Here is a 13,622-nt window from a genome sequence, read left to right on the forward strand (position 1 = left end):
TATATGTATATAGCACAGGCATTCAGGTATTCGCATTCATTCTGGCGATATTTAGTTATTCCGGTTTTATTCTTCGGACTTATGGCTCTTAATTACGTATTCATTGAGATGATGGATATAGATGTTGGACAGGTAATGCGGGATGAGATTGCCCGTAAGGGATCAAACCGTGTTCTGGTTGAAAACCTCGCAGCTTTTGTAATATTTCTTGCAGGCTTGTTTTTATGGGTGAAGTATGTCCATAATCAGCCGCTAAAGGCGTTAACAACCACCCGTAAAGAGGTAGACTGGAGCAGGTTTTGGTTTGCTTTTATTCTTGTTGCTGTATTCAATATTGTGGTGACCCTCTTTGATTATTTTTCCAATCCGCAGGATTTCGCCATTAATTTCCAGCTTGAACCTTTCCTGTATTTACTGCTTATATCAGTTATTTTGATTCCAATACAAACCAGTTTCGAAGAATATTTCTTTCGCGGTTATCTTATGCAAGGACTTGGGATCCTGGTTAGAAATCGCTGGATACCATTGATACTCACTTCGGTGATCTTTGGTGGATTGCATTATTTTAATCCTGAAGTGACGAAACTTGGTGATATCATTATGATCTATTATATAGGAACTGGTTTTATGCTGGGTATCATGACCCTGATGGATGAAGGTCTCGAGCTCGCTCTTGGATTTCATGCAGCCAATAACCTGATAACTGCTTTACTGGTGACTGCCGACTGGACCGCTTTTCAAACCCATTCGATCTTTAAGGATATATCTGAACCATCTGCTGGCTGGGACGTCTTGATTCCGGTCTTTATAATTTATCCTTTGTTTCTGTTTATCATGGCAAGAAAGTATAAATGGACGAACTGGAAAGAGAAATTATTTGGCAAGGTTGAAAAACCTCAGGCCCTGGAGATCGAATAGAATATTTGTAGCATATAGGTTAAAATTGGTTTAGTGCCAAGATTGGATTGGAATTCCTAAATGTTTCTGAACATATTTAAGAATTTCATTTCATTTTGTTAACTTTAAGTCATTACTTATTAACCATTTTTGTCTAAATATGCCAAACAGCTACAAAATCCCTGAAACGCATCCCAACTTTCAGCTGAACAAAAGGCACTTTACCAATTCTGAATTGAAACAGGTAGCATACAGCTATATCAAGGAAGGAGAGCCATACGAACAGCAAATAGGTAGTTTCTTATTGGATTGGTTAAAACCATCCTCTTTTATAGAAGTATATACTTCCGGATCTACAGGAAAACCAAAAAAGATAAGGCTCAAGAAGCAGCATATGGTAAACTCTGCCCTGGCTACTTCCAGGTTTTTCGATCTGCCTGCAAAAACAACAGCTTTATTATGTTTACCTGCAGAATATATAGCAGGGAAGATGATGCTGGTTAGGGCAATGTTCCTGGGTTGGGACCTGGATACAATTCCACCATCGTCAAACCCATTAGATAATTTATTCAAGGTTTATGATTTCTCTGCAATGACTCCATTTCAATTGGATAATTCAATAGCTAGACTACATTTGGTTAAAAAGCTAATAATAGGTGGAGGTGCGGTTTCTCCTCGTTTGAGAAATATGTTGAAGGATGTAGACACCAGGATCTTCGAAACTTATGGCATGACAGAAACTTCAAGTCATATTGCTGCCAAAAAGCTAAATTCAAGAAAGAAGCGGAAAGGGGACAGGCCATTTAAACTAATGCCTAATGTGAGCATCGCACAGGATGAAAGAGGCTGTCTCATTATAAAAGCGCCAAATGTTCTTGATGAGGAGATAGTAACTAATGATGTGGTAGAAATAGTAACCTACAAGAAATTTTTCTGGAAAGGCAGATATGATAACGTGATAAATTCAGGGGGTATTAAACTGCATCCAGAACAGATCGAGCAAAAACTCAATAAGGTTCTGGACCATAGATTTTTTGTAACCTCGATGCCAGATGAATCTTTAGGAAATAAACTCGTATTGTTCGTAGAGGATGACTTTTCAGAAAAAAAAATTGATGAGCTTCTGGATAAGATAAGTGGTGTGAAATCACTAGATAAATATGAAAAGCCAAAAAAGATTTATCTCATAGAAAAGTTTGAAGAAACGCCTAACGGAAAAATACACAGAGAGAATACTTTGAAAAGCAAAGTTTCATAGGACATCAATGAAAAAAGCTATCTTCTTTCTGTCAATTCTTACAGGTTTCTTTATGGAAAGCATATTTGATTTTAATAGAAACTCAAACCTCTCCAATTGGACGATTGTTGAAGACCGGGTAATGGGAGGAGTTTCCACTGGAGAGTTTTTTTTAAATGAAGACGGCCATGCTGTTTTTACTGGAACAGTTTCTCTGGAAAATAATGGTGGGTTTGTTTCAGTAGATTATGATATGCCGCAGATGGAGATCGGTGAAAACAAATTTATTTTAGTGAGGTTAAAAGGCGACGGGAAGAATTATCAACTTAGGATTAAGAATGATGACAAGGTTTACTATTCATATGATTATGAATTCGAAACTACCGGTAAATGGCAGGAAGTAAAAATTCCCATCAGTGAAATGTCTCCAACTTTCCGTGGTAAGAAATTGAATAAACCAGATTTCAATCATTCACAACTAGATCAGATTACTTTTCTTATTAGCAATAAAAGAAATGAGGATTTCCAATTGCTAATAGATAAGATCGAATTGGAATAATTTTCTCATCTTAGGGGTTTAATTCCTATTCCATCCATTTATGAAAAGAATATTTTTTGTCCTCCTCGTTCTATGTACTGGAATGAGTCATGCACAGGTATTGGCCGAAAGAGAACGATCTAAAGTAGCAGACGAAGTGCTATCCGTTCGTTTTAACGAACTTTTACCAGAATTAATGGACCGCTCTGATATCGATATGTGGGTTATAATTTCAAGGGAATATAACGAAGATCCTGTGTTGCGAACCATGCTGCCTTCTACTTGGTTAAATGCCCGTCGCAGAACAATACTGGTTTTTTATAGAGATCAAAAGAATGATTCAATCGAAAAACTGGCAATTGCGAGGTATAATATTGGAGATAATATTGAATCTGCCTGGAATAAAGAGGAACAGCCAGACCAGTGGAAGGCACTGGTTGAAATTATCGAGAAAAGAGAACCTTCAAAAATTGGGATCAATATTTCAGAAAATTTCGGAATCGCCGATGGTTTGGTAAAAACCGATTATGATGAATTCATAGAAGCGTTGCCTGAAAAATATCATGACAAGGTAGTTTCAGCGGAAAAGCTGGCTATCGGCTGGATAGAATCTCGAACCCTTCGGGAAATGGTTATTTTTAGTGATCTCGTAGAGATTACTCATGATATTATTAAAGAAGCTTTCAGTACAAATGTAATTCAGCCAGGAGTTACCACAACCGATGATGTGGTCTGGTGGATGCGCCAGAAAGTTACTAATATGGGGATGGAAACCTGGTTTCATCCAACCGTGGATATTCAAAGAAGTTCTGAGAAACTTGTAGACCATATTGCGGCTTTTTCCGATGAAAATGGGGATAGTGTAATTTTACCCGGAGATCTGGTGCACTGTGATTTCGGTATATCATACCTGAATTTAAATACAGATTGCCAGCAAATGGCTTATGTATTAAAGGATGACGAAACTAAGGCTCCTGAATTTCTACAGGAAGCCTTTAGGAAGGGTAATCAACTTCAGGATATACTAACCTCAAATTTCGAAACAGGTTTAAGTGGTAACGAGATCCTAAGAAGAAGCCTTACCCAGGCAAAAGAAAAAGGTTTAAAACCTTCAATCTATTCGCATCCTTTAGGGCTCTATGGACATTCAGCAGGCCCCACCATTGGAATGTGGGATCAGCAGGATGGGGTGCCGGGAACCGGAGATTACCCACTTTTTGAAAATACTGTTTACGCCATAGAGTTGAATACTGAAGTAGAAATTCCTGAATGGGGGAAAAGTGTTAGAATTATGCTTGAAGAGGCTGGTTTCTGGGGAGAAGACGGGTTCAGATATGTAAATAAAAGACAAACAGATCTTATGCTAATCCCTTCGGATAAAGCTGAAAATTAAAAAGAGCCAAAGCCTAATATCCCATTTTCATTATATAGTCTGCGGAATGTTTCCCGGAACCATAAAAGATAAAGAAAATGGTAAATGCTAATACTATCAAGGCTAGAATTAGATTAGCTGCATTCATTACACCTACAAAATTGATAAGGATAGCTCCAATAAGAATAGGTATCTGGGCAATCAAAGCCCATCTGGTAAGCAACCCGAAAGCAACTAAGATTCCTCCTACCAGATGCGCTGGTGCCACATAATGAACTACCAACATAATGCCTCCGAAACCCTTGAGAGGTTCAATCAATTCCACAAGCGTTTCCGTTTGAGAAATAAAATTAATGCCTTTGATAAAAAAGAAGACACCAAGTGCAACTCTCAAAACGTCAAGCCAATAGTATGTGTGTGCATTGGCCCATTTATTAAGTGATTTAATACTTAACATAATGGAAAATTTACATTAAGTTACTAAAAAACAACGAAATAACCTTGTTTTTAGGGGCTTGAAATAGGTTTTGAAAGTACCTTGAGCTTCGAGAAATACAATTCGTTGTTAATCCAGAATTTCTGTTTCTATATAAAATTCAAGATCATTGACCTGAAATTCATCAAGTTCTTCCCCGGTTTCGTAAGACTGCCATTCTGGGGTAGCATTTAAACGTATCTCTTCCTCATCAATAATAACATCCACAGGCATCCTGAAATAAGATACATCAGCCTTCCAGCGATATAGTATCTTATCATCGCCCTGTCTAAGTTGTAATACTGGTAATGAAGCATGTCTTAGGTATTGATCGAATACAGGTTGCAGGTCTACCTCAGTCATATTGTTAAAGAATTCTTCTGTCTCCTGAGTGGTGATGGTCTGGTGTTTATAAGTTTTAGTATAATCTCTGAAAGTATCCCACCATAACTCATCATCATCGTAAATACTCCTGATCATATTAAGAAGATTGGAGCCTTTGTAATACATATCTCCGGAACCCTCAGCGTTTACTCCATAATCACCAATAATTGTACTGGTATTTGAAATATTTTGCCTGATGCCTCGTAAATATTTCAGCGCATCCACTTTTCCCCAACGGCACTCAGTATAAATAGCTTCAGTATAACTGGTGAATCCTTCATGAATCCACATATCTGCGATGTCTTTTGAGGTGATACTATTGCCGTACCATTCATGACCTGATTCATGAATGATTATAAAATCCCATTTAAGACCTATACCTGTGCCCGAAAGATCATTGCCGAGGTAGCCTTTAAGGTATTCATTTCCATAGGCAACCGCACTTTGATGCTCCATTCCCAGGTATGGAGTTTCCACCAATTTAAAGCCGTCTTCTATAAACGGATAAGGGCCCATTTTCTCATAAAAGCAGGCCATCATATCCTTAACTTCGCTAAAATGTTCTTTTGCCTTTTCCAGATTATAGGGTAGAACGTAATAATCCAGGTCCAGATCCTTATACTTCTCAGAAAAATGCTTGTAGTTCCCGATGTTGATCATAATGTTGTAATTATTGATCGGGTTCACCACTTTCCAGCTCCATTCAGTAAATCCGTTCTTAAGATCTTTTTCTGAAATCAAACGACCGTTAGAAACATTCATCAATCCATTAGGAACGGCAATATCGATTTGAGCTTCTTCAGGTTCGTCGCTTTGGTGATCTTTGTTTGGATACCAAAGGCTGGCACCGGTTCCCTGAACAGCAACACCAACCCAGGGATTTCCATCCTCGTCGGTATCCCAGACAAAACCTCCATCCCAGGGTGCGTTTTCTGCAATTATCGGGTTACCTTGATAAAAGAATTCTATAGAGTCTGAAGTTCCCTTTTTAAGAGGTTTCGGGAATTCAATAAAAACCGCATTAAACCTTCGTTCATATTGCAGCGATTTATTATTGTGAATAATTGAGTCGATCTTCATATTTTCAAAAAGATCGAGTTGCATCACTGGTAGATCTTCAGTCACCTTAAAGCTAATAATATTGGAACCTGAAATGAATTTTTTTTCTGGCTCAACTTTAAGTTTTAGGTGATATTTCTGGACATCGTAGCCAGTTCTTTCAGGCCTTAAAGAACCTCTTAGGGTATCAGCCTGGGTGTAATCTGAATGGTTGGAGCCAACAACCTGGGCATTACCTAATGAAAATGCAAACAGACAAATTATGATAAAAAATTTATTCATGGTGTGCGATATATAAAACGGCATTCGGATCTTCCTGAAGTTTCTGGTTCATGCTATTTGTTACTTCAGTAAAAGTTTTCAGGTCAACTCCTTTACAAACACCATAGGAATAGTGGTATTTTAGAATTTCCATGTCTTTGTCCGTGAGTTTTTTTGCTCCCGGATATGGCGAAAGAAAACTTCCACATTGCAATTGTTGAGAAGATTTAAAAAAGCCTAGTGACTTGAAAAAATTAGATTTCAAAAGTTGAATTTGGTCAAACTCAGATTTCACCAGTTCTGTATTGATCTTTAGTTTTCCATTATAGATCTGTTGCTTCCCATTCCAGTTTATATAATAACCATTTCCGGCAGCATTTATCCTAGGTTCATAATCTGTTAGATGATCCCTGTTAAGATAATACACTAGGTAATTTGCTTTTTCTCGGGTATATTGTCTCGAAATATTCAGGGAATCTATATCTGATGCAAGGTTTTCTGCGAAAACCATCAATTCCTTAGCATGGTCATCTGGAACGCTTTCATCAATATAAATCTTAACATCATCTTTCCAGTAGTGCATTCTTTCTTTGGAGCTCCCGGTTTCTCCAAGGTTGTAAACTACTTGTTTATATAGTTTTAAAAAAATAGAATCTTTTGCCTCATAAGGTACTTTAACCAGACCTCTTCTTTCAAAAGGGTCAAAGTCGAGCGGAACACTTACAAGGGTGTCGTCCTCTGAATATCTGAATTCCGTAGTGTCGCTAGGTTTGCCAATCAGTTCCTCATACATTTTAAGAGGAATATATTTTTTGATCAGTTTTTTCTGAATGGTATCCTGCCCAAATGAGGAAAAGCTAATTAGAACCGGGAGAATTATAATGAATATTCTTTTCATGGATCAGGTTTGGATTACTCCCATATTAAAGTCTTTTTCGATTGGGGCGTGGTTAGCCGCCTCAATCCCCATGGAAATCCATTTCCTGGTATCCAGTGGATCTATGATAGCATCTGTCCACAATCTTGCTGCAGCGTAATAAGCTGAGGTCTGCTCATCATATTTAGCTTTAAGCTTTTCAAAGACTTCCTTTTCTTTTTTCTCATCTACTTTCTCACCTTTTTTCTCCATGGCTGCGGTTTCGATCTGTGCCAAAACTTTTGCAGCCTGGGTTCCTCCCATCACGGCAAGCTCAGCACTTGGCCAGGCGGCGATCAACCTAGGATCGTATGCCTTTCCGCACATTGCATAATTTCCGGCACCATAAGAATTCCCGATAATAATGGTGAATTTAGGCACTACAGAATTACTCACCGCATTTACCATTTTTGCACCATCCTTAATAATTCCACCATGTTCGCTTTTGCTTCCTACCATAAACCCGGTCACGTCCTGGAGGAATACCAATGGTATTTTTTTCTGGTTGCAATTAGCGATAAAACGGGTGGCTTTATCTGCGGAATCTGAATAGATCACTCCGCCAAATTGCATTTCCCCCTTTTTAGTCTTTACGATCTTTCGCTGGTTGGCTACAATTCCTACTGCCCAGCCATCTATTCGAGCGTAGCCGGTAATGATGGTTTGACCATAACCTTCCTTATATTCTTCAAATTCTGAATCATCTACAAGTCTTTCTATTATGCGATGCATATCGTACTGATCACTTCTCTTTTTTGGAAGTATGCCGTAGATGTCTTCAGGTTTCTCTTTCGGTTTTGCAGGTTTTTTATGATTATATCCGGCCTTGTCATAATCCCCGATTTTATCCATAATATTTTGAATGCGGGTAAGAGCATCTTTATCATCTATGGCTTTATAATCGGTTACTCCACTAATCTCACTATGGGTTGTAGCTCCGCCTAGAGTTTCATTATCGATAGATTCCCCAATCGCGGCCTTTACCAGGTAACTTCCCGCAAGAAAAATACTTCCTGTTTTTTCAACTATAAGAGCTTCATCACTCATTATTGGGAGGTAAGCCCCTCCGGCCACACAACTTCCCATAACCGCAGCGATCTGGGTGATTCCCATGCTGCTCATAACAGCATTATTTCTAAATATACGTCCAAAATGCTCTTTATCGGGAAAGATCTCGTCCTGCATTGGCAGGTAAACACCTGCGCTATCCACTAGGTAGATAATTGGAAGTCTGTTCTCAATTGCGATCTCCTGAGCCCTTAGATTCTTTTTTCCAGTAATTGGGAACCAGGCTCCTGCTTTAACCGTGGCATCATTTGCTACGACGATACATTGCTTTCCGGAAACGTAACCTATCTTAACCACGACTCCCCCACTGGGGCAGCCCCCATGTTCTTCATACATCCCATCACCGGCAAATGCACCAATTTCAATAGATTTTTCTGAATCGTCCAGAAGAAAATCAATTCTTTCTCGGGCGGTCATTTTTCCTTTGGAATGATGTTTTTCAATTCGCTTTTCTCCGCCACCTAATTTTATTTTGGCAAGCTTCTGTTTCAGTGAAGAAACCAGTAGCTTATTATGATCTTCATTTTTATTGAAGTTGATATCCATTTTATTGAGCTTTTTACAATAATTTGTTTACTTTAATATGATTAATTTTTAAATTAATCTCATTTCCAAAGAAATTTTAGGAATTTTCTTTTAGAAATGACTTTGGCTAAAATACAAAATCAGAGGAATTCCCGGCTTTAATGTCGCGTTAATAATTATTTGAAAATTGTAATAAATCTGCATATATGGCGATGAATAAAAACACAATTTTTGGATGGGCAGCATTCCTTACCTTCATAGTTGGGGCTGCCCTGGTACTTTTAGGTGTATTGAAATATAAGGAATATGCAATTGGCTTTTCGGTAACGGGAATAGGCTTCTTTTTTATTTCCTGGGTGTTTAATGCTTTAAAGGGTAGGGTTTAAATTAAATTATATGATCTCGGAGAAGGCAACCAGAGAGCAATTGGTAAAACATCTAGAAGATGGACTAGCCTATGTGTCTATAGATAGTTTTCTGGACGGGGTTCCGTTCGAACTCATTGGTGAGAGGCCTCCGGGACTACCATATTCATTTTACGAAGTGTTTTTCCATATAGCCTTCGCCCAAAAAGATATCCTGGAATATATTTCTTCTGAAAATTATAAAGAAAGAAACTGGCCTGTCGATTACTGGCCCGATAGTTCAGAGCCTGAAAACGAGGAAGCTTGGGAAGACCTGAAATTCGATTATTTCGAGGATCGTAAAAAGCTCAAAGATTTAATTCTCGATGAAAATAACGATCTCACCAAGACGGTTTTAAACTCCGATGAACACAGTTTGCTTAGAGAGATCTTTTTAGTAGTAGAACATACCGCCTATCATACCGGCCAGTTGCTCATAATTCAGAGATTATTGGGAGTTTATGATAATTGAATTCTCTGAAAAATTCAGGATATTTGCAGTTCTGAATTATAAGAAACTAAATTTTAAGATATATGTCAGACGATAAAAAAGTAATTTTTTCAATGTCTGGAGTTACCAAGACCTTCCCGAAGGCGAACACTCCGGTATTGAAAAATATATATTTGAGCTTCTTCTATGGAGCAAAGATCGGGATCCTTGGTTTAAATGGTTCCGGTAAATCTACTCTTTTAAGCATTATTGCAGGGAAGGATCAAAACTACCAGGGTGATGTTGTATTCTCTCCGAATTACAGTGTGGGAATGCTAGAGCAAGAGCCAGAACTGGATGAAAACAAAACTGTACTGGAAGTAGTTAAGGAAGGGGTGGCCGAAACTGTAGCTGTTCTTGACGAATACAATAAGATCAATGATATGTTTGGTCTTCCTGAGGTTTATGAAGATGCAGATAAGATGCAAAAGCTTATGGATAAGCAGGCAGAACTTCAGGATAAGATCGATGCCAGTAATGCCTGGGAGCTTGATACCAAACTGGATATCGCTATGGATGCCTTAAGGACGCCAGAGCCAGATAAAAAGATTTCAGTTCTTTCAGGAGGTGAAAGAAGAAGGGTGGCACTTTGTCGACTACTTTTACAGGAACCCGATGTGTTGCTTCTGGATGAGCCTACCAACCATCTGGATGCCGAGTCGGTTCACTGGCTTGAGCATCACTTGCAGCAATATAAGGGAACCGTAATTGCCGTAACTCACGACCGTTATTTTCTTGATAATGTTGCGGGCTGGATCCTGGAGCTGGATAGGGGAGAAGGAATTCCGTGGAAAGGGAATTATTCTTCCTGGTTAGATCAGAAAGCAAAACGATTGGCCCAGGAACAAAAACAGGCAAGCAAACGTCAAAAAACACTAGAGCGAGAGCTGGAATGGTCCAGAATGACTCCTAAAGGCAGACAGTCCAAGCAAAAAGCCAGGCTTAAGAATTATGATAAACTTCTTAGCCAGGATCAGAAACAAATGGATGAAAAACTGGAAATCTATATTCCTAATGGACCACGCCTTGGAACCAATGTGATAGAGGCCAATGGAGTAAGCAAGGCTTTTGGAGACAAATTGCTTTATGAAGATCTAAACTTCAACCTTCCACAGGCCGGAATCGTCGGGATTATTGGGCCAAACGGTGCAGGTAAGACCACTATTTTCAAAATGATCATGGGTGAGGAAGAACCGGATAAAGGGAATTTCAAAGTAGGCGAAACGGCAAAGATTGCCTACGTAGATCAGAGCCACTCGAATATCGATCCAGAAAAAACCATTTGGCAAAACTTCAGCGATGAGCAGGAACTAATCATGATGGGAGGCCGCCAGGTGAATTCGAGGGCATATTTGAGTCGCTTTAACTTCAGTGGAAGTGAGCAGAATAAGAAAGTAAGCATGTTATCTGGTGGGGAAAGAAACCGTTTGCATTTAGCGATGACCCTAAAAGAAGAAGGTAACGTTTTATTACTGGATGAGCCTACCAACGACCTTGATGTGAATACACTTCGAGCCCTGGAAGAAGGTCTGGATAATTTTGCCGGATGTGCCGTGGTCATTTCTCACGACCGTTGGTTCCTGGACAGGATTTGTACCCATATTCTTGCCTTTGAAGGTGATTCCCAGGTTTATTTCTTTGAAGGTAGTTTTTCTGATTACGAAGAGAATAAAAAGAAACGTCTTGGTGGAGATATTATGCCGAAACGAATTAAATACAAGAAATTGGTTAGATAGTCAGTTTCAATTAGTTTTAGATAAAAAAGGAGTGAATCATTTAATTACACTCCTTTTTTTTATAGTTTGATTTTAATTGGCTATTTCTTCTTCGGCATTGGCCCTCGTAAGTGAATGATGAGCCCGTCAAGAAAATTCCTAAGGAATTGATCTCCGCATTCCATATACTTTTCGTGATCTTCTCTTCTAAATATTGCACCCAGCTCGCTTTTGGAAACCTTAAAATCTACTAACTCGCAGATCTTTACAATATCATCATTATTCAATTTATGCGCCACGCGTAATTTTTTGAATATATCGTTGTTCGTAAGTGCCATATCAGTTTTCTATATGAAGGTTGAAATTTGATGCCAAGTTAGTGGCAGTTTTTAGATCATGCTCATTTTTTATAGATTCTTTTGCATCCTTTAAGAGATTTTGTGCCTCGTGTCTCAGGGTCTCAGAATATGAAGAATCATGACTCTGCTGTTTTTCCAGGTAATAGAACATGAGCAATAACTTCTGTACCAGAATGATATCATGCTTACAATAAGTTCTAATTGAAGCCATAATGTTGTGAAGCAATTCAGAGAAATTCACAGTATTAATTTTTATATAAGCTTCTTCATCACGAATTATTACACTGGTATCCTTTTTTCGCATTCTTAAAGCAAGAAGTTCGGTCATGTAATCTATTCCATTAATAGCGGTTCCCGGGTCATTTATTCCTGGAGACATAGCCTTTACAATAATTTCGGTAATTTGTTTAAAGGCCAGGGTGTAATTATCTGCAACCAGTTCTTCCCTCGAAAAATTGAAGTTTGAGAGAATCTTTTTTTCTACTTCTTCATCTATTTCTTTACTTGCCTTAAACAGAGGGATACCGTTTAATACGAATATTCCTTTTACAGGGAGGATATGAATTTTAATATCTTCTGACTCACAAATATCTACCAGATTCGTGAATGATATATTCTGAAGATAACCGCTATTTTTACTATGATATTCCGGCCAGTCATCTGAAGAAGGAAAATCGTCATACTGATGCTCTTCTGAATCGATTAGTTTGTCCAGCCTTTTCTTTGCAATCCTGAATATATTCTGAAGAATGTTACTTATTTGAATACTTTGTGAAATATTATGAATGAAATATATAAAGGCATAAATGCTTATGACAGTCTGAATTATTCCCAGTAGCACGGCAAATCCAGGAATTTGATATTGGTCTCCTGTTGGCTGAATGGCAAAAAGAACGAAAATACAGTAAAGAATAGTAAAAAGGTAAATACCTAGAATTACCTGGTGCCTTTTATCGCTTATAAGTCCTGGAAGGAGTCTTGGAGAAAAATTACTTGATGCCTGACTTAAAAGTAGCATAACCATTGAAAAGCTGAATACCATCATAGAAATCAATCCGCTAATAAGCGCACTTAGTATCGTCATGGCAGTATCTCCATTATCTACCACCAATACCGGCACATGTTCAATTAAATACTTTGAAACGCCCTTGTTTTCAAGATAGAGCATAAAAAATGCGAAGTTGAAACCAAGGAATGCCAATAGGGTAGGATAGAAAGCAATCCTGCTTTCTATTACATGAAAAAAAGAAATAGTCCGCTTTATAAGTTGTTTCATGTGGTTGCTGATTCAATTTTTAAAGTTAAGGAATCTCAGTATAGCAGGAGTTTTTTATCAAATATTTAATAAAAACGACAAAATGGCATTAATATTTCAGTAAAAGACGACAAAAAGGCATGATTTCTGAACTGGTATTTGAATTGCTATAATCTTTATGAATTCAAAAATTAAATTAACTATAAAACATAAAGCTATGAGTTTAATTAAGAGAAATGAAACAGGTTGGTTGCCATCAGTTTTCGATGATATGTTCAGGACTGACTGGTTAGGGGGAACTACAAATGTAAACAGTATTGGAACCAGTATTCCTGCTGTAAACATCATGGAAACTGAAGACAGTTTTAATGTAGAAGTAGCAGCCCCTGGTAAAACTAAAGAAGACTTCAATATTGAGTTAGATAACGATGTATTGACTATCTCTTCTGAGGTCAAGAAGGAAAACGAAACTACCGATAAGAATGGAAGATTTACCAGAAAAGAATTTAGCTATAGTACTTTTAAGCGTGCATTTAGCTTGCCAGACTCGGTAGATAGTGCTAAAATCTCAGCCTCCTATAATAACGGAGTTCTCGAGATTGCTCTTCCAAAGAAAGAAGAAGCAAAAGTTCAGGCTAAAAGATTAATAGATATATCGTAACCTGAT

Annotated in this window: 14 protein-coding genes; 8 read left to right on the forward strand and 6 right to left on the reverse strand. The window is 38.1% G+C overall.

Annotation, left to right across the window (positions count from 1 at the left end; all coding sequences use genetic code 11):
• The first annotated feature begins 3 nt into the window (after positions 1–3).
• From ML462_RS10105 to ML462_RS10120, 4 genes are all read left to right on the forward strand, one after another.
• On the forward strand, positions 4–918 hold the full coding sequence (locus tag ML462_RS10105; RefSeq protein WP_240713694.1) for a CPBP family intramembrane glutamic endopeptidase: 915 nt from the start codon (positions 4–6) through the stop codon (positions 916–918).
• Between the two features lie 139 nt (positions 919–1,057).
• Positions 1,058–2,155: an AMP-binding protein gene (locus ML462_RS10110; protein WP_240713695.1), complete on the forward strand. Its 1,098-nt coding sequence runs from the start codon at positions 1,058–1,060 to the stop codon at positions 2,153–2,155.
• A gap of 7 nt (positions 2,156–2,162) precedes the next feature.
• Positions 2,163–2,693 carry a CIA30 family protein gene (locus ML462_RS10115; protein WP_240713696.1) on the forward strand — a complete coding sequence of 177 codons (531 nt, stop codon included), beginning with the start codon at positions 2,163–2,165 and terminating at the stop codon, positions 2,691–2,693.
• Between the two features lie 40 nt (positions 2,694–2,733).
• Entirely contained in the window at positions 2,734–4,065 is a 1,332-nt protein-coding gene (locus ML462_RS10120) for a M24 family metallopeptidase (protein ID WP_240713697.1), read from the forward strand.
• A 13-nt stretch (positions 4,066–4,078) separates the two neighbouring features.
• Here ML462_RS10120 and ML462_RS10125 read toward each other — a convergent pair whose 3' ends face one another.
• The 4 genes from ML462_RS10125 to ML462_RS10140 all read right to left on the reverse strand — a co-directional run bounded on the left by ML462_RS10125 (position 4,079) and on the right by ML462_RS10140 (position 8,753).
• Positions 4,079–4,501, reverse strand: a complete 423-nt coding sequence (locus tag ML462_RS10125) for a DoxX family protein (protein WP_240713698.1) — start codon at positions 4,499–4,501, stop codon at positions 4,079–4,081.
• A 108-nt stretch (positions 4,502–4,609) separates the two neighbouring features.
• Positions 4,610–6,244: a M1 family metallopeptidase gene (locus ML462_RS10130; protein ID WP_240713699.1), complete on the reverse strand. Its 1,635-nt coding sequence runs from the start codon at positions 6,242–6,244 to the stop codon at positions 4,610–4,612.
• The gene (locus ML462_RS10135; RefSeq protein ID WP_240713700.1) at positions 6,237–7,121 is read right to left on the reverse strand and encodes a DUF2927 domain-containing protein; all 885 of its coding nucleotides are present in this window, start codon (positions 7,119–7,121) and stop codon (positions 6,237–6,239) included. Before ML462_RS10135 ends, ML462_RS10130 begins: the two co-directional genes overlap by 8 nt.
• Before the next feature lie 3 nt (positions 7,122–7,124).
• Positions 7,125–8,753 carry an acyl-CoA carboxylase subunit beta gene (locus ML462_RS10140; RefSeq protein WP_240713701.1) on the reverse strand — a complete coding sequence of 543 codons (1,629 nt, stop codon included), beginning with the start codon at positions 8,751–8,753 and terminating at the stop codon, positions 7,125–7,127.
• A 185-nt stretch (positions 8,754–8,938) separates the two neighbouring features.
• Between ML462_RS10140 and ML462_RS10145 the strand changes: the two genes are divergently transcribed.
• From ML462_RS10145 to ettA, 3 genes are all read left to right on the forward strand, one after another.
• Positions 8,939–9,118, forward strand: coding sequence for a CAL67264 family membrane protein (locus ML462_RS10145; protein ID WP_240713702.1), 180 nt, complete (start codon positions 8,939–8,941; stop codon positions 9,116–9,118).
• Positions 9,119–9,128: 10 nt separating this feature from the next.
• Positions 9,129–9,608: a DinB family protein gene (locus tag ML462_RS10150; protein ID WP_240713703.1), complete on the forward strand. Its 480-nt coding sequence runs from the start codon at positions 9,129–9,131 to the stop codon at positions 9,606–9,608.
• Positions 9,609–9,670: 62 nt separating this feature from the next.
• On the forward strand, positions 9,671–11,362 hold the full coding sequence (gene ettA / locus ML462_RS10155; RefSeq protein ID WP_240713704.1) for an energy-dependent translational throttle protein EttA: 1,692 nt from the start codon (positions 9,671–9,673) through the stop codon (positions 11,360–11,362).
• Between the two features lie 80 nt (positions 11,363–11,442).
• Here ettA and ML462_RS10160 read toward each other — a convergent pair whose 3' ends face one another.
• Together ML462_RS10160 and ML462_RS10165 are read right to left on the reverse strand one after the other, a co-directional pair.
• The gene (locus tag ML462_RS10160) at positions 11,443–11,679 is read right to left on the reverse strand and encodes a DUF1456 family protein (RefSeq protein ID WP_240713705.1); all 237 of its coding nucleotides are present in this window, start codon (positions 11,677–11,679) and stop codon (positions 11,443–11,445) included.
• A gap of 1 nt (position 11,680) precedes the next feature.
• Complete coding sequence (locus tag ML462_RS10165) at positions 11,681–12,976, reverse strand: DUF2254 domain-containing protein (RefSeq protein ID WP_240713706.1); 1,296 nt, start codon at positions 12,974–12,976, stop codon at positions 11,681–11,683.
• Between the two features lie 196 nt (positions 12,977–13,172).
• Here ML462_RS10165 and ML462_RS10170 point away from each other — a divergent pair, with 196 nt between their 5' ends.
• On the forward strand, positions 13,173–13,616 hold the full coding sequence (locus ML462_RS10170; protein WP_240713707.1) for an Hsp20/alpha crystallin family protein: 444 nt from the start codon (positions 13,173–13,175) through the stop codon (positions 13,614–13,616).
• The last annotated feature ends 6 nt before the right edge of the window (positions 13,617–13,622 follow it).

The organism is Christiangramia lutea (assembly GCF_022489035.1).
GTDB classification, from domain to species: Bacteria; Bacteroidota; Bacteroidia; order Flavobacteriales; family Flavobacteriaceae; genus Christiangramia; species Christiangramia lutea.